The organism is Streptomyces ortus (genome assembly GCF_026341275.1).
Taxonomy (GTDB): domain Bacteria; phylum Actinomycetota; class Actinomycetes; order Streptomycetales; family Streptomycetaceae; genus Streptomyces; species Streptomyces ortus.
This window is the reverse complement of sequence record NZ_JAIFZO010000002.1, coordinates 1,540,270-1,558,121: the sequence shown is the minus strand read 5'-3', so window position 1 is coordinate 1,558,121 and position 17,852 is coordinate 1,540,270. Positions and strand designations below refer to the sequence as shown.

The 17,852-nt window shown below is 69.4% G+C and carries 11 protein-coding genes; 8 read left to right on the top strand and 3 right to left on the bottom strand.

Annotated elements, in window-relative coordinates:
- Positions 1-18: 18 nt before the first annotated feature.
- A complete protein-coding gene (locus K3769_RS10165) occupies positions 19-897 on the bottom strand; it encodes a phosphatase PAP2 family protein (RefSeq protein WP_267026105.1) in 879 nt (292 codons plus the stop codon).
- Positions 898-1,025: 128 nt separating this feature from the next.
- Positions 1,026-2,072 carry a LacI family DNA-binding transcriptional regulator gene (locus K3769_RS10160; RefSeq protein WP_267026104.1) on the bottom strand — a complete coding sequence of 349 codons (1,047 nt, stop codon included), beginning with the start codon at positions 2,070-2,072 and terminating at the stop codon, positions 1,026-1,028.
- A gap of 460 nt (positions 2,073-2,532) precedes the next feature.
- On the opposite strand from K3769_RS10160, the gene K3769_RS10155 reads away from it, so the two are divergent.
- From K3769_RS10155 to K3769_RS10120, 8 genes are all read left to right on the top strand, one after another.
- Positions 2,533-3,807, top strand: a complete 1,275-nt coding sequence (locus K3769_RS10155; protein ID WP_267026103.1) for an extracellular solute-binding protein — start codon at positions 2,533-2,535, stop codon at positions 3,805-3,807.
- A 151-nt stretch (positions 3,808-3,958) separates the two neighbouring features.
- The gene (locus tag K3769_RS10150) at positions 3,959-4,963 is read left to right on the top strand and encodes a carbohydrate ABC transporter permease (protein WP_267026102.1); all 1,005 of its coding nucleotides are present in this window, start codon (positions 3,959-3,961) and stop codon (positions 4,961-4,963) included.
- A 13-nt stretch (positions 4,964-4,976) separates the two neighbouring features.
- A complete protein-coding gene (locus K3769_RS10145; protein WP_267026101.1) occupies positions 4,977-5,888 on the top strand; it encodes a sugar ABC transporter permease in 912 nt (303 codons plus the stop codon).
- Between the two features lie 77 nt (positions 5,889-5,965).
- Positions 5,966-7,651, top strand: a complete 1,686-nt coding sequence (locus K3769_RS10140) for a glycoside hydrolase family 13 protein (RefSeq protein ID WP_267026100.1) — start codon at positions 5,966-5,968, stop codon at positions 7,649-7,651.
- Positions 7,652-7,832: 181 nt separating this feature from the next.
- On the top strand, positions 7,833-9,215 hold the full coding sequence (locus tag K3769_RS10135; RefSeq protein ID WP_267026099.1) for an alpha-amylase: 1,383 nt from the start codon (positions 7,833-7,835) through the stop codon (positions 9,213-9,215).
- Between the two features lie 255 nt (positions 9,216-9,470).
- Positions 9,471-14,903 (top strand): pullulanase-type alpha-1,6-glucosidase, encoded by a 5,433-nt coding sequence (gene pulA / locus K3769_RS10130; protein ID WP_267026098.1) that lies wholly within the window; start codon positions 9,471-9,473, stop codon positions 14,901-14,903.
- Between the two features lie 70 nt (positions 14,904-14,973).
- Positions 14,974-16,593 (top strand): fused response regulator/phosphatase, encoded by a 1,620-nt coding sequence (locus K3769_RS10125; protein ID WP_267026097.1) that lies wholly within the window; start codon positions 14,974-14,976, stop codon positions 16,591-16,593.
- Positions 16,594-16,620: 27 nt separating this feature from the next.
- Positions 16,621-16,977, top strand: coding sequence for a 5-carboxymethyl-2-hydroxymuconate Delta-isomerase (locus K3769_RS10120; protein WP_267026096.1), 357 nt, complete (start codon positions 16,621-16,623; stop codon positions 16,975-16,977).
- Positions 16,978-17,162: 185 nt separating this feature from the next.
- Here K3769_RS10120 and K3769_RS10115 read toward each other — a convergent pair whose 3' ends face one another.
- Positions 17,163-17,852 (bottom strand): TetR/AcrR family transcriptional regulator, encoded by a 690-nt coding sequence (locus K3769_RS10115; RefSeq protein WP_267026095.1) that lies wholly within the window; start codon positions 17,850-17,852, stop codon positions 17,163-17,165.

Sequence of the window (17,852 nt, the reverse complement as noted above, 5' to 3'; positions counted from 1 at the left end):
TGACCCCGCCCCGGACCCTCACGCTTCGGGCGGATCCTTCGGCGGGACCTTCGGTGGAACCTTCTGTGGAACCTGCTGCGGCAGCGTGTACGGCAGTGATCCGTACCAGAGCCTCGCCACCAGGTAGCCGAACGCCAGGCAGGCCATGCCGCCCACCGCGTCCAGCCAGAAGTGGTTGGCCGTGGCGACGATGACCACCAGGGTCGCCACCGGGTAGAGCAGGCCGAGGACGCGGACCCAGGGGACCGAGGCCAGGGCGAAGATCGTGAGGCCGCACCACAGGGACCAGCCGATGTGCATGGACGGCATCGCGGCGTACTGGTTCGACACGCTCTTCAGGTCGCCGGAGGCCATCGAGCCCCAGGTCTGGTGGACCACGACCGTGTCGATGAAGTCGTTGCCCGTCATCAGGCGCGGCGGGGCCAGCGGACACAGGTAGTAGCCGACCAGGGCCACACCCGTGGTGGCGAAGACGACCGTGCGGGTGGCCGCGTACCGGCCCGGGTGGCTGCGGTAGAGCCACACCAGGACGCCGATGGTCACCACGAAGTGCAGGGTCGCGTAGTAGTAGTTCATGCCGACGATCAGCCAAGTCACCGAGTTCACGGCGTGGTTGACCGACTCCTCGACGGCGATGCCGAGGTGGTGTTCCACCCGCCAGAGCCAGTCGGCGTTCGCCAGCGCCTGGCCCCGCTGCTCGGGGACCGCGTTGCGGATCAGTGAGTACGTCCAGTAACTCACCCCGATGAGCAGGATCTCGAACCAGAGCCGGGGGCGGCGGGGCGTACGCAGCCTTCGCAGGAGACGGTGTCCCGCGCTGACGTGCGCCTCGTCCGCGACGGGCTGTGGAGGGGCCTGCTCCTGGCCTTCCAGTGTCGTCACGGTGCTCTCACCCATAGGGACAGAGTCTGCCAGATGAGCCTTTCTCGACCGATCATCCCCTGGGTGGGTCCTGCCCGCACGTTCTCCACCTGAAGTAGGTGCCGCACTACTCCCCGCGCACGACGACGCCCCGCCGCGCACCCCTAGGTGGTGCCCCTGGCGCGGTTGCGGTCCCCTGGTGACGAGGCCGTCGAGCCCCGGACCACCAGCTCCGGCATGAACACGAACTCGCTGTGCGGCGCCGGGGTCCCGCCGATCTCCTCCAGCAGCGTCCGCACCGCGGCCTGGCCCATCGCCGGGACCGGCTTGCGGACCGTGGTCAGGGGCGGGTCGGTGAAGGCGATCAGCGGGGAGTCGTCGAAGCCGACGACGGAGATGTCGTCCGGGACTTCGAGGCCGCGCTGCCGCGCCGTCCGTATGGCACCCAGTGCCATCATGTCGCTCGCGCAGACGATCGCCGTGCAGTCACGGTCGATGAGCGCCGCCGTGGCCGCCTGGCCGCCCTCCAGCGTGTACAGCGAGTGCTGGACCAGGCGCTCCTCGATGTCGGCGGTGGCCAGACCCAGCAGGTCCTGCATCGTGCGGACGAAGCCCTCGATCTTGCGCTGCACCGGCACGAACCGCTTGGGGCCGAGTGCGAGGCCGATCCGGGTGTGGCCGAGCGAGACGAGATGGGTGACCGCCAGGGCCATCGCCGCCCGGTCGTCCGGTGAGATGAAGGGTGCCTGCACCTTCGGCGAGAAACCGTCGATGAGGACGAACGGCACTCCCCGCCCGCGCAGTTGCTCGTAGCGCTGCATGTCCGCCGAGGTGTCCGCGTGCAGTCCGGAGACGAAGATGATGCCGGCGACCCCCCGGTCGACCAGCATCTCGGTCAGTTCGTCCTCGGTGGAGCCGCCCGGCGTCTGGGTCGCCAGAACCGGTGTGTAGCCCTGCCGGGTCAGCGCCTGGCCGATGACCTGGGCCAGGGCCGGGAATATGGGGTTCTCCAGCTCCGGGGTTATCAGCCCGACGAGCCCCTCGCTGCGCTGGCGCAGCCGGACGGGCCGCTCGTAGCCGAGCACGTCGAGCGCGGCGAGTACGGACTGGCGGGTGGTGGCGGCGACGCCCGGCTTCCCGTTCAGGACCCGGCTGACGGTCGCTTCGCTCACCCCCGCCTGCGCTGCGATGTCGGCAAGCCGTGTGGTCACGGGATTGGACTGTACCGGCCGGGGATCGCGTTGCCCACTGAACGAACGCCGTGCACGGGCACTCGGACGGCCCGTTCCGGGCTGCTGCGTCATCGCGTTCCCTCGTGATCCTGGTCGGCAGTGGTGCGCGGTGCTGGTTCCTGCAAGGCGCTGAGGCCCGATGATCCCCGCGACGGACGGGTATGGCAAGAGCTTGCAGAGTCTTGCACGGCACCCCCTCACCCGATAAATGCTTCTGTGGCAAGGCATCGCGGCAGATCGGGACGGTTCCGAAGAGGTCACGGCGGGGTAACTGTCCGTCGGTCTTGCACTTTTTTGCTGCAAGGTCTTTCGCACCGCTTACATCGCTGTTACGTTCACGTCGCCCGACGGCGGCAACGGTGCGGTCGGCGAGTCGGCGGGGACGGCGGACGGGTCCGCTCCCCCGAAGCACACGGGCTTTCACCCTCAAGGAGAACTCATGCGGCGTGGCATAGCGGCCACCGCACTGGTGGCGTCCCTCGCCCTCACGGCGACGGCCTGCGGCTCAGACAGCGACGACAGTGGCAAGGCGGACGGCCCGGTCACCCTCACGTGGTGGGACACGTCCAACGCCACCAATGAGGCACCCACGTACAAGGCCCTCGTGAAGGAATTCGAGAAGGCCAACCCGGACATCAAGGTCAAGTACGTCAACGTGCCCTTCGACCAGGCGCAGAACAAGTTCGACACGGCCGCCGGCTCCAAGGGCGCCCCGGACATCCTGCGCTCCGAGGTCGGCTGGACCCCCGCCTTCGCCAAGAAGGGCTTCTTCCTGCCGCTCGACGGCACCGAGGCCCTCGCGGAGCAGGACAAGTTCCAGCCCAGCCTGATCGAGCAGGCCAAGTACGAGGGCAAGACGTACGGTGTGCCGCTGGTCACCGACACCCTCGCGCTGGTCTACAACAAGGAACTCTTCGCGAAGGCCGGCATCGACGCGGCGCCCACCACCTGGGCCGACCTCAAGACGGACGCCGGAACGGTCAAGAAGAAGACGGGCGTCGACGGCTACTGGGGCTCCACCCAGGCCTACTACGCGCAGTCGTTCCTGCACGGCGAGGGCACCGACACGGTCGACGCCGACGCCAAGAAGATCACCGTCAAGTCGCCCGAGGCGGTCAAGGGCTACGAGACCTGGCTGGGCCTCTTCGACGGCAAGGGCCTGCACAAGGCCGACACCACCGCCGACGCGTACGCCCACATCCAGGACGCCTTCGTCAACGGCAAGGTCGCCTCGATCATCCAGGGCCCGTGGGAGATCACGAACTTCTACAAGGGCTCGGCCTTCAAGGACAAGGGCAACCTCGGTATCGCCACCGTCCCGGCCGGCTCCGGCGGCAAGGCGGGCGCCCCGACCGGCGGCCACAACCTCTCCGTGTACGCCGGCTCGGACAAGGCCCACCAGAAGGCCTCGCTCGCGTTCCTGAAGTTCATGACCTCGGCGAAGTCCCAGGAGACCGTCGCCCTCAAGAACTCCACGCTGCCGACCCGCGAGGACGCCTACACCACCGAGGTCAAGTCCGACCCGGGGATCGCCGGCTACCAGGGTGTGCTCTCCGCCGCCCAGCCGCGCCCGGCGCTGCCCGAGTACAGCTCGCTGTGGGGTCCGCTCGACACCGAGCTGCCGAAGATCGCCGGGGGCAAGGAGTCCCTCGACAAGGGCCTGGGCAACGCCGAGACCGCGATCGCCAAGCTGGTCCCGGACTTCAGCAAGTGACACCGGGTGGCCGCCGGACCCGTCCCCGCCCGCAACGGAGGAGGAACGGCTCCGGCGGCCACCGGCCACGCCCCCGAGCGGCCCACGGGCACAGGCCCGCAGACCCGACGGCCTGCCGATCAGCCCCTGATTTTCCAGAAGGTGTCGAACCATGACAGTCGTCATCGACCGCGCGACCGGCAAGCGCCGCGGTGGCCGGGCCCCGCGCCCCGGCCCGCTCCAGCGCCTCAAGCACGCGTACCGCAAGTACTGGTACGCGTACGCGATGACCGCTCCGGTGGTCGTCGTGCTCGGTGTGCTGGTGCTCTATCCGCTGCTGCGCGGCATCTACCTGACGTTCACCGACGCCACCAGCCTCAACTCGGCCCGCACGATCGGCGTCAACCACATCGACGCCACGTACGAGTTCATCGGCCTGGACAACTACGCCGACATCCTGTGGGGGCCGACCGCGTACGACCGGTTCTGGTCGCACTTCCTCTGGACGATCGTGTGGACGGCGCTGTGCGTGCTGCTCCACTACGTCATCGGGCTCGGGCTCGCCCTGCTGCTCAACCAGAAGCTCAAGGGCCGCACCTTCTACCGGCTCATCCTGGTCCTGCCGTGGGCCGTGCCGACCTTCGTCACCGTCTTCGGGTGGCGTTTCATGCTCGCCGACGGCGGCATCATCAACTCCATGCTCGACGCGGTCCATCTGCCCTCGCCGCTCTGGCTGGAGGACACCTTCTGGCAGCGGACCGCCGCGATCATGGTCAACACCTGGTGCGGTGTGCCGTTCATGATGGTCTCGCTGCTCGGCGGACTGCAGTCCATCGACCCGGTCCTCTACGAGGCCGCCGAGATGGACGGCGCGAACGCCTGGCAGCGCTTCAGGAACGTCACCCTGCCGGGTCTGCAGTCGGTCAGCTCCACCGTCGTCCTGCTGGGCATCATCTGGACGTTCAACCAGTTCGCCATCATCTTCCTGCTCTTCGGCGACACCGCGCCGGACGCGCAGATCCTCGTCACCTGGGCCTACCAACTGGGCTTCGGCCAGCAGCCGCGCGACTACGCGCAGTCCGCCGCGTACGGCGTCCTGCTGCTGTCCATCCTGATCGTCTTCACCTCCGTCTACCGCCGCTGGCTGGCCCGCAACGAGCAGCAGCTCGCGATCTGAGGCAGGAGCCCCCATGAGCACCACGACCGTCAAGACCCCGCCCCCGGTGGACGGGCCCCCCGCGGGCACGGCGCCGGCGGCCAAGGGGCCGAGGCGCGGCGAGCGCAGTCGCGCCGGGGCCCTGACCTCGCACGGCATCCTCGGCGTCGCCAGCCTGATAGCCCTGTTCCCGATCGCCTGGCTGATCTATCTGTCGCTCGGCCCGGACAAGGACGACTACCTGCACCCCGGCGGCATCTGGGGCAAGATGACGTTCGACAACTACACGTTCGTGTTGCAGCACACGCCGTTCTTCGACTGGCTGTGGAGCACGCTCGTCGTGTCGCTGGGCACGACCGTGATCGGCGTCCTGGTCGCCGCCACCACCGGTTACGCGGTCTCGCGCATGCGCTTCCCCGGCTACAGGAAGTTCATGTGGGTGCTCCTGGTGACCCAGATGTTCCCGGTCGCCGTACTGATGGTCCCGATGTACGAGATCCTCAGCGAACTGCAGCTGATCGACAACTACTTCGGCCTGATCCTCGTCTACTGCTCGACCGCCGTGCCCTACTGCGCGTGGCTGCTGAAGGGGTACTTCGACACCATCCCCTTCGAGATCGACGAGGCCGGACGCGTCGACGGGCTCTCGCCCTTCGGTACGTTCGCACGGCTGATCCTGCCGCTCGCCAAGCCGGGGCTCGCCGTCGCCGCGTTCTACAGCTTCATCACCGCGTTCGGCGAGGTCGCGTTCGCCTCGACGTTCATGCTGTCCGACACGAAGTACACGTTCGCGGTCGGACTGCAGAGCTTCGTCAGTGAGCACGACGCGCAGCGCAACCTGATGGCCGCGACGGCCGTGCTGGTGGCCATCCCCGTGTCCGCGTTCTTCTACCTCGTACAGAAGAACCTGGTCACCGGGCTGACCGCCGGTGGCACGAAGGGGTGACCCCTGCCGGGGTGCCCGCGACCGAATCCGACCGTGTGACTCCGTACCGTGTGACTCCGTTACGTACCAAGGAAGTTATGAGCCAGCAGCACTCCGCCGACCCGGCGCCGAACTCCGCTCTCGTGACCGTCGCCGACCGCCGCGACTGGTGGCGCGACGCGGTGATCTACCAGGTCTATCCGCGCAGCTTCGCCGACAGCAACGGCGACGGCATGGGCGACCTGGAGGGCGTACGTTCCCGACTCCCGTATCTGCGCGACCTCGGCGTCGACGCCGTGTGGCTCAGCCCGTTCTACGCCTCGCCGCAGGCCGACGCGGGCTACGACGTGGCCGACTACCGGGCCGTCGACCCCATGTTCGGCAGTCTGCTCGACGCCGACGCGCTGATCCGCGACGCCCATGAACTGGGCCTGCGGATCATCGTCGACCTCGTCCCCAACCACTCCTCCGACCAGCACGAGTGGTTCAAGCGGGCCCTCGCGGAGGGGCCGGGTTCGCCGTCGCGCGAGCGCTACCACTTCCGCGCCGGGCAGGGCGAGAACGGCGAACTGCCGCCCAACGACTGGGAGTCCATCTTCGGCGGCCCCGCCTGGACGCGGGTCACCGAACCGGACGGCACCCCGGGCGAGTGGTACCTCCACCTCTTCGCACCCGAGCAGCCCGACTTCGACTGGGACCACCCGGCGGTCGGCGACGAGTTCCGCTCGGTGCTGCGGTTCTGGCTCGACATGGGCGTCGACGGCTTCCGGATCGACGTGGCCCACGGCCTGGTGAAGGCGGAAGGCCTCCCGGACCTTGGATCCCACGAGCAGCTGAAGCTTCTGGGCAACGACGTCATGCCGTTCTTCGACCAGGACGGGGTGCACGAGATCTACCGCCAGTGGCGTCTCGTGCTCGACGAGTACTCCGGCGACCGCATCTTCGTCGCCGAGGCATGGACACCCACCATCGAGCGCACCGCCCACTACGTGCGCCCCGACGAACTCCACCAGGCCTTCAACTTCCAGTACCTGAGCACCCACTGGGACGCCGAGGAGCTGCGCGCCTGCGTCGACCGCACGCTCGACGCGATGCGGCCCGTGGGCGCCCCCGCCACCTGGGTGCTGTCCAACCACGACGTGACCCGGCACGCCACCCGCTTCGCCAACCCGGCCGGCCTCGGCACCCAGATCCGACTCGCGGGCGACCGCGAACTGGGCCTGCGCCGGGCCCGCGCGGCCACCCTCCTGATGCTCGCGCTGCCCGGCTCCGCGTATCTCTACCAGGGCGAGGAGCTGGGCCTGCCGGACGTCGTGGACCTGCCGGACGAGGTCCGCCAGGACCCGGCGTACTTCCGGGGCGCCGGGCAGGACGGGTTCCGTGACGGCTGCCGGGTGCCGATCCCGTGGGACCGCGAGGGCTCCTCGTACGGCTTCGGCGGCGGGGGCAGCTGGCTCCCGCAGCCGGCCGGATGGGGCGAGCTGAGCGTCGAGGCGCAGACCGGGGTGGCCGGCTCGACCCTGGAGCTGTACCGGTCCGCGCTCGCCGCGCGCAGTGAGCAGGCCGACCTCGGCGCGGGCGACCGGGTCGAGTGGCTGAGGGCGCCCGAGGGCGTCCTGGCCTTCCGTCGCGGGGCGTTCGTGTGCACCGCCAACACCGGGGGAGAGGCGGCGACCGTCCGCGCGTACGGGCGGGTGCTGCTCGCGAGCGGCGAGGTGACCGTCACGGACGACGGGGAGGCGAAGGTGCCCGCCGACGTCACCGTGTGGTGGATCGCCGACTGACGGTTCACCAACCGTCATCAATCGGCCCTTCCTGTAAGAACTTTCAGGAATTTTCAGAAGCCCGTCTTCCGCTTTGGGAGACGGGCTTCTACGATCTGCGGCACCGCACGGCTGTTGAATTTTGCAGCAAGAAGATTCAAGAGCCTCAGAGAAGACCTTCAACGGAGAAGGGACCCCCCACATGGCCAGGAGAGCTCTGTCCTGCGCGCTCGCCGTGGCGGCTGCCGCGTTCGTCGTCCCCGCGAGCACCGCCGGTACCGCCCACGCCTCCCCGCCGGGCACCAAGGACGTCACCGCCGTCCTCTTCGAGTGGAACTTCGCCTCCGTGGCGAAGGAGTGCACCAACCGGCTGGGCCCCGCCGGTTACGGATACGTCCAGGTCTCCCCGCCCGCCGAGCACATACAGGGCGCGCAGTGGTGGACCTCGTACCAACCCGTCAGCTACAAGATCGCCGGGCGCCTCGGTGACCGTACGGCCTTCCAGAGCATGGTCAACACCTGTCACGCGGCCGGGGTGAAGGTCGTCGCCGACACCGTGATCAACCACATGTCGGCGGGCAGCGGCACCGGTACGGGCGGCTCGTCGTACACGAAGTACACCTACCCGGGCCTGTACTCGTCGCCCGACTTCGACAACTGCACCTCGCAGATCAGCAACTACCAGGACCGCGCGAACGTCCAGAACTGCGAACTCGTCGGCCTGGCGGACCTGGACACGGGCGAGGAGTACGTCCGCGGGGCCATCGCCAAGTACCTGAACGACCTGCTCTCGCTCGGCGTCGACGGCTTCCGCGTCGACGGCGCCAAGCACATCCCGGCCGCCGACCTCGCGAACATCAAGGGCCGGCTGAGCAACACGAGCGCGTACTGGAAGCAGGAGGTCATCTACGGCGCCGGCGAGGCGGTCCAGCCGACCGAGTACACCGGTACGGGGGACGTGCAGGAGTTCCGGTACGCGTTCGACCTCAAGCGCGTCTTCAACAACGAGAACCTCGCCTACCTGAAGAACTACGGCGAGGGCTGGGGCTATATGAGCAGCGGTGTCTCGGGGGTCTTCGTCGACAACCACGACACCGAGCGCAACGGGTCGACGCTCAGCTACAAGGACAACGCGACCTACACCGTCGCCAACGTGTTCATGCTGGCCTACCCGTACGGGGCGCCCGACATCAACTCCGGGTACGAGTTCTCGTCCACGGACGCGGGGCCGCCCAACGGCGGTTCGGTGAGCGCCTGCTGGCAGGACGGGTGGAAGTGCCAGCACGCGTGGCCGGAGATCCAGTCGATGGTCGGCTTCCGCAACGCCGTCCGGGGGCAGTCGGTCACCAACTGGTGGGACAACGGGGGTGACGCGATCGCGTTCGGCCGCGGCGGGAAGGGGTTCGTGGCGATCAACCACGAGTCGTCCTCGCTGACCCGCACGTATGCGACGTCGCTCGCGGCGGGCACGTACTGCAATGTGCAGGCGGGCACGACGGTGACGGTGAACGGCTCGGGCCAGCTGACGGCGACACTCGCGGCGAACACGGCACTGGCGGTGCACGCGGGCAAGTCGAGCTGCTGATGCGCCTGCGGGCCGATGAGGGCGGGCCCAAAAAATTGCGCAGTTCCCCGCGCCCCTGAAAAACCGCGTTCGTCTGCGGCCCGGCGAGGGCTGGTTCACAGGATTGCGCAGTTCCCCGCGCCCCTTCGAGGGGCGCGGGGAACTGCGCAGTCTTCGGCCGTCACTGAAACTGCTTTCCAGTTCTTGCAAGGCTCTTGCTGAAAGCGTTTCGGCGGGGATAGCGTCACGCCGATCCCACCGCAAGGAGTCAGGCCAGTGATACCGAGACGGACCGCGGCCATCGCCGCCGCAGCCCTCGCCGCCGCGCTCGTCCAGCCCCTCGCCGCCCGGGCGGCAGCCCCGCCCGCGCCCCCGTCGGACGCGGCCCTGGCGAAGACGCCGGCCCGCAACGACCTCACCCGTGAGCAGTTCTACTTCGTCCTGCCGGACCGGTTCGCCAACGGCGACACCGCGAACGACAAGGGCGGCCTCACCGGCTCCCGCCTCGCCACCGGCTACGACCCCACCGACAAGGGCTTCTACCAGGGCGGCGACCTCAAGGGCCTGACGAAGAAGCTCGACTACATCAAGGACCTCGGCACCACGGCCATCTGGCTCGCGCCGATCTTCAAGAACCAGCCCGTGCAGGGCACCGGTGAGAACGCTTCGGCCGGCTACCACGGTTACTGGATCACCGACTTCACGCAGGTCGACCCGCACTTCGGCACCAACGCCGACCTGGAACGGCTGATCGACAAGGCCCACGGCAAGGGCATGAAGGTCTTCTTCGACGTCATCACCAATCACACGGCCGACGTCGTCGACTACGAGGAGAAGTCCTACTCCTACCTCCCCAAGGGCGCCTTCCCCTATCTGACGAAGGACGGCGAGCCCTTCGACGACGCCGACTACGCGGGCGGGAGGCGGAAGTTCCCCGCCGTCGGCAGCGGCTCCTTCCCGCGCACGCCCGTCGTGCCCGCCGCGAAGAAGAACGCCAAGGTGCCCTCCTGGCTCAACGACCCGTCGATGTACCACAACCGCGGCGACTCAACCTTCGCCGGCGAGAGCTCCGAACAGGGCGACTTCTCCGGACTCGACGACCTGTGGACCGAGCGTCCCGAGGTCGTCACCGGCATGGAGAAGATCTACCAGCGGTGGGTGCGGGACTTCGACATCGACGGCTTCCGGATCGACACCGTGAAGCACGTGAACATGGAGTTCTGGACGCAGTGGGCGACAGCCTTGGACGCGTACGCGGCGAAGCACGGCCGTGACGACTTCTTCATGTTCGGCGAGGTGTACTCGGCGGACACGGCGATCACCTCCCCCTACGTCACCGAGGGCCGCCTCGACTCCACCCTCGACTTCCCCTTCCAGGACGAGGCACGGGCGTACGCCTCCCAGGGCGGCAGCGCGCAGCGGCTGGCCTCGGTCTTCGGCGACGACTACAAGTACACGACGGACAAGGCCAACGCGTACGAGCAGGTCACCTTCCTCGGCAACCACGACATGGGCCGCATCGGGACCTTCCTGAAGCAGGACGACGAAGGCGCCTCCGACGCGCGACTGGTGAAGAAGGCGAAGCTCGCCAACGAGCTGATGTTCCTCACCCGCGGCAACCCCGTCGTCTACTACGGCGACGAGCAGGGCTTCACCGGCGCCGGCGGCGACAAGGACGCCCGCCAGACCATGTTCGCGTCGAAGACCGCCGACTACCTGGACGACGACCAACTCGGCACCGACCGCACACACGCCGAGGACGCGTACGACACGAGTGCGCCCCTGTACCGGCAGATCGCCGCGCTGGCCAAGCTCCGCAAGAACAACCCGGCCCTCGCGGACGGCGTACAGACCGAGCGGTACGCGGCCGACGGCGCCGGCGTCTACGCGTTCTCCCGCACCGACGCGAAGACCGGTGTCGAGTACGTCGTCGCCGTGAACAACGCGGACGAGGCGAAGAGCGCCACGTTCGCGACCGGGTCGGCGGGCATGACCTTCCGCGGGATCTACGGGGTCCATGGGATCGATGGGACTCATGGGGTCGAGAAGTCGCTGAAGAGCGGGGCCGACCGGCGGGTCACCGTGACCGTCCCGGCCGGGTCCTCCGTCGTCTACAAGGCGGCGGGACGGCTCGCCGCGCCTGCCACCAGGCCGACTGTCACGCTCAAGGCTCCCGCCGCCGGCGCCACCGGCACCGTCGAGATCACCGCCGACGTGGACGGGGGCAGCGGGCAGCTCAACCGGGTCGTCCTCGCGGCCCAGGTCGGTAACGGCAAGTGGCGCACGCTCGGGTCCGCCGACCATGCCCCGTACAAGGTCACCCAGGTCGTCGGGAAGGACGTGCCCGCCGGAACCGCCCTGCGCCACAAGGCCGTTGTCGTCGACGCGGCCGGGCGTACCGCGAGTGCGACGGCCGCCTCCACCACCGGCACCCCGCCCGCCGAGGAGGTGCCGACCGCCTCCTCGCGCGACTACGCGGTCGTCCACTACAAGCGCGCGGACGGCGACTACACCGACTGGCGGCTGTACGCCTGGGGCGACCTCGCCGAGGGCGAGGAGACCACCTGGCCGGCGGGCCACGACTTCGTCGGCCGCGACGCCTACGGGGCCTTCGCGTACGTCAAGCTCAAGCCGGGCGCCTCGGCCGTGAACTTCCTCGTCATCGACAAGGACGGAAACAAGGACGTCGCCGCCGACCGCACCATCGACGTCACGAAGACGGGTGAGGTCTGGGTCGAGCAGGGCAAGGAGGCCGTACGGACCGAGAAACCGACCGCCGACCATCCCGCGCCGGACAAGACCAAGGCGGTCCTGCACTACCACCGCGCCGACGGGAACTACGCGGGCTGGGGCCTGCACACCTGGACCGGCGCCGCGAACCCCACGGACTGGTCCAAGCCCCTGGAGCCGGTGCGGACCGACGCGTACGGCGCCGTCTACGAGGTGCCGCTCGCCGAAGGAGCCACCAGCCTCAGCTACATCCTGCACAAGGGCGACGAGAAGGACCTGCCCACCGACCAGTCGCTCGACCTCACGGCGAACGGCCACGAGGTGTGGATGCTGGGCGGCCAGGAGAAGTACCTCCTGCCGCAGCCCGCGGGCAGCGCCGCCGCACTCGACCTGACCACCTCCAAGGCGGTCTGGATCGACCGGAACACGGTCGCGTGGAACGGCAACGATACGGCCGCGTCGACCCAGTTGCTGTACTCCCGCAAGGGCAGCATCAAGGCCGAGAACGGCACCCTCACCAGCACCGACGAGCGCTGGCTGCGGCTGGGGAAGACCTCGCTGACCGACGCCCAGAAGGCCGCCTTCCCGCATCTGAAGGACTACAGCGCCTGGTCCGTCGACCCGCGCGACCGCGACCGGGTGCGCGAGGCACTGAGCGGCCAGCTCGTCGCCTCCCAGCGCGCCGCCAACGGAGCCGTGCTCGCGGCGACGGGCGTGCAGATCGCGGGCGTGCTCGACGACGTGTACGGGACGGCCGCGACGAAGGCGGAGCTCGGTCCGACGTTCCGCGGCGGCCGGCCCACGCTGGCCGTCTGGGCGCCGACCGCCCAGGAGGTGGCGTTGGAGATCGGCGGCACGACCGTCCCCATGAAGCGGGACTCCGCCTCCGGGGTCTGGTCCGTCACCGGGCCGGCCTCCTGGAAGAACAAGCCCTACCGGTACGCCGTGAAGGTGTGGGCGCCCAGCGTCCGCCGACTCGTCACCAACAAGGTCACCGACCCCTACTCGGTCGCCCTCACCGCGAACTCCGGGCGCAGCCTCGTCGTCGACCTGGACGACAAGTCCCTCGCCCCCGGCGGCTGGTCGAGCCTCAAGAAGCCGAAGGCGGTGCCGTTGAAGGACGCGCAGATCCAGGAACTGCACATCCGTGACTTCTCCGTCGAGGACGACTCCGTCCCGGCGAGGGACCAGGGCACCTACCGCGCCTTCACCGATCAGGACAGCGCGGGCTCCCGGCACCTCAGGAAACTCGCCGAGGCCGGGACCTCGTACGTCCATCTCCTGCCCGCCTTCGACATCGCCACCATTCCGGAGAAGAAGGCGGACCAGGCAGTCCCCGACTGCGATCTCGGCTCCTACCCGGCCGACTCCGACCAGCAGCAGGAGTGCGTGGCGAAGAGCGCCGCGAAGGACGCGTACAACTGGGGGTACGACCCGTACCACTACACGGTGCCGGAGGGCTCGTACGCCAGTGATCCCGACGGGACGCGCCGCACCGTCGAGTACCGGCAGATGGTGAAGTCGCTCAACGAGGACGGGCTGCGGGTCGTCATGGACGTGGTCTACAACCACACGCCTGCCAGCGGTCAGGCCGACACGAGCGTGCTCGACAAGGTGGTCCCCGGCTACTATCAGCGGCTTCTCGCCGACGGCGGGGTCGCCACCTCCACCTGCTGCGCCAACACGGCCCCCGAGAACGCGATGATGGGCAAGCTGGTCGTCGACTCGATCGTCACCTGGGCCAGGGAGTACAAGGTCGACGGGTTCCGCTTCGACCTGATGGGACACCATCCGAAGGCCAACATTCTGGCGGTCAGGAAGGCCCTCGACGCGCTGACCCCCGCCAAGGACGGCGTCGACGGCAAGAAGATCGTCCTCTACGGCGAGGGCTGGAACTTCGGCGAGGTCGCGGACGACGCCCGGTTCGTCCAGGCCACCCAGAAGAACATGGCCGGAACCGGCATCGCCACCTTCTCCGACCGGGCCCGGGACGCCGTACGCGGCGGCGGACCCTTCGACGAGGACCCCGGCGTCCAGGGCTTCGCGTCCGGCCTCTACACCGACCCGAACGACAGTGCCGCCAATGGCACCTCCGCCGAGCAGAAGGCCCGCCTGCTCCACTACCAGGACCTGATCAAGGTCGGCCTTTCCGGCAACCTCGCCGACTACACCTTCACCGACACCGCGGGCGAGCGGGTCAAGGGCTCCGAGGTCGGCTACAACGGGGCGCCCGCCGGATACGCGGACGCGCCCGGCGACGCCCTCGCCTATGCGGACGCCCACGACAACGAGTCGCTGTTCGACGCGCTCGCCTTCAAGCTGCCCCAGGGCACCTCGGCGGCCGAGCGCGCACGGATGCAGGTCCTCGCGATGGCCACGGCCACCCTGTCGCAGGGGCCCTCGCTCTCCCAGGCGGGCACCGACCTGCTGCGCTCCAAGTCCCTGGACCGCAACTCCTACGACAGCGGCGACTGGTTCAACGCCATCCACTGGAAGTGCCGCGACAGCGGCGGCACCGGGAGCGGCAACGGGTTCGGGCGGGGGCTGCCGCCGGCCGCCGACAACGAGTCCAAATGGTCCTACGCCAAGCCCCTGCTGACGTCCGTCGAGGTGGGCTGCCCGCAGATCGAGGGCGCGTCCGCCGCGTACCGGGACCTGCTGCGGATCCGCACGAGCGAGAGCGACTTCGGGCTCGGGACCGCCGCACAGGTGCAGTCGAAACTGTCCTTCCCGCTGTCCGGCAAGGACGAGACACCCGGAGTGATCACGATGGAACTCGGCGACCTCGTCGTCGTCCTCAACGCGACCCCGGGGGCGCGGGAGCAGACGGTGACGGAGGCGAAGGGCACCGGATACGCGCTGCACCCCGTGCAGGCCGAGGGAGGCGACACCGTCGTCAAGTCCGCGTCCTACGCGGCCGGCTCGGGCACGTTCACCGTTCCCGGACGGACCGTGGCGGTGTTCTCCCGGACCTCCTGACAGGGCACTACATTGGTGGGGCGGCCCCGGGACCCCGGGCCGCCCCACCGGCGGGTCCGAGGGCTGGCAGATGGACGTCCACGGCAAGCGAACCGACGCGACCGTACTGCTCGTGGACGACACGGCGGCGGGCCGGTACGCCATGGCCGCACTGCTGCGCCGGGCCGGCCACCAGGTCGTCGTGGCCGCCACCGGCAACGAGGCCCTCGTCGAACTCGACGCGCGGCTGCGCAGGGGCACCCTCCCCGACGTGGCCCTCGTCGATGTGGACCTCTCCGACATGAGCGGCATCGAACTCTGCCGCAGGATCAAGGCCCGCCCGCACCTGGCCGGTCTGCCCGTCGTGCACTTCTCCGCCACCGCCGTGACCCCCGGCGCCCGGTGCCTGGGCCTGGAGGCGGGCGGGGAGGCCTATCTGGCGGTACCCGCCGAGCCCGAGGAGATCGACACTGTGGTCCGGGCCGCCGTGCGCTCCGCGCGGCTGCGGGCCGACGACCAGGCACTGGCACGGCGGCTGACGCTGCTGTTGGAGACCATCGTCACCATCCAGGCGGCGCGCGGCCTCCAGGAACTCGCCGACGCCGCCGCCAACGGCACCGCGCGGCTCACCGGCGGCCCCGCCGCCGTCTTCTTCCTCGGCCCTGACGACGAGCTGTACCGCGCCCACTCCCAGGACCGCACCTCGCTCGCACTGCCCGACGAGGGTGCCCACCGGGCCGTGGCCGGGCTGCTCCGGCGGCTCACCCGCGGACAGTCCGGGGTGCGGATCACCACCGTGCCCGCGCCGCTGTGGCCCGGCGGGTTCTTCCGCCCCGGCATGCAGCACGACGCCCGTCTTGCGCTCATCCTCACCCAGGACGGCAAGGCCGCGGTGTGCCTGGCCACGCCCACCCGAGGCGTGCGCAGGCTGAACCCGGAGGACGAGACCCTGGTGGCCCGGCTCGCCCAGGCCACCGCGTACGCCGCCGAGCCGCTGCTCATGTACCAGGTGGAGCGGCACGTCGCCCTCACCCTCCAGCACAGCTTCCTGCCCCAGCCGCACCGGCTCCCCGAACTGCCGGGCATCGACATCGCGGTCCGCTACGTGCCCGCCTCGCAGCAGACCGAGATCGGCGGCGACTTCTACGCGGCACTGCGCACCGACGACGGGGTGCTCGCCGCCGTGGGCGACGTCGTCGGGCACTCGCTGGACGCGGCCACCGTCATGGTCGAGATCCGGCACGCGCTGCGCGCCTACTGCGTCGAGGAGAGCGACCCGGCCGTGCTGGCCGAGCGACTCGACCGGATGCTGCGGCACTACCACCCCGGGATCACCACCACGGTCTGCCTGGCCCTGATCGACCCCGCGACCGGACGCACCCGTATCGCGAACGCCGGCCACATCCCGCCGCTCATCATCCGCGACACCGGTACGGCCGACTACGCGAAGGCCGCCGGGCCGCTGCTCGGGGTGGGGCTGCCCCATCCGGCGCCGACCGAACTGTTCCTCGAAGCGGGCGACCGGCTCCTGATGGTGACCGACGGGCTGATCGAGACGCGCGGTACGGATCTGGCGGCCTCGATGGAACACCTGCGCGCGGCGGCCGTGGGTGCGCTGCCCGGGCTGGACGCCCTGTGCGACACGCTCCTGGACTGCTTCGGCCACGACCGGGAGGACGACATCGCGCTGCTCGCCCTGCGGCTAGGGTGAGGGTTCTTTCCCAGCACAGGAGTTCCCATGCCGCAGATCACCGTCGACTACTCCGCGCCGCTCGGCGACGCCTTCGACCGGCAGGGGTTCGCCGTCGCGCTGCACGCCATGGTGGTGGAGACGGCCGCGGCGAAGACCGAGGCGTGCAAGTCCCGGTTCCGGGTGGTGGACGACATCGTCGTGGGGGCCGACACGGTGGGGCACGCGCTGGTGCACGTCGGTGTGGCGCTGCTGCCGGGGCGCTCCGCGGAGGTGAAGTCGGCGTTGACGTCGCGGGCGTTGGAGCTGGTACGGGCGCATGTGAAGCCGGCCGACGGAGCCGTCCTGCACGCCTCCGCGGAGGTCACCGACCTGGACCCCTCCTACCAGAAGTCCGTGAACTGACGCCCGCGAGCCTCAGGGGCGCGGGGAACGGCGCAGTCTTTTGGCTTTTAGGGGCGCGGGGAACGGCGCAATCTTTTGTCTTCAGGGGCGCGGGGAACGGCGCAGTCTTTTGTCTTTGGGGGCGCGGGGAACGGCGCAGTCTTTTAGGGGCGCGGGGAACTGCGCGAACGGCCCCCCGGGCCGCCTCAGGACGCGAGCGCCACCAGGCGCGTGACCAGGTCCGCGAACGGACTCTCGGTCGGCTCCTGGTCAAGCGCGGCACGAAGAATCGCCGCCATCTCCGCGTCCGACGCCGCACTGACCGCCGCCAGCGCCGCGAAATCATGCACCAGCTGAACCTCCAGCTCCCCGCGCGGAATCCGCCGCCCGTCCAGCCAGATCAGCGCCGTCGCCTCCGCCAGCGATATCCAGGACCGCACGACCAGTTCGAGCCGGGCCGGCGGTCGCTCCACCCGCAGATGCGACACGATCTCCAGATACGCCGCCTGCCGCACCCCGTCCACGAGCGCGTTCGTCGTGGTGGACCCGACCGAGGGACCACCCCGCATCAACGCCGAGAACCCCGGCCCGTGCTCGTCGACGAAGTCGAAGAACCGCCGCATCACCCGCAGCAGCCGCGCCCCCAGCGGCCCTTCCCGCGGCTCAACGAAACGTTCCGCCAGGTCGTCCGAGGCACGCTTCAACGCGGCCTCGTACAGGCTGAGTTTGCCCGGGAAGTAGTGGTAGACCAGCGGTCGTGAGATACCCGCGGCGGAGGCTATCTCGTCGATGGACACCTCGTCCGGCGAGCGCCGGCTGAACAGGTCGAGGGCGACGCCGATCAACTGCTGCCGTCGCTCCTCGACGCCCATTCTGCGCCGCACCCCGGTAGTCAT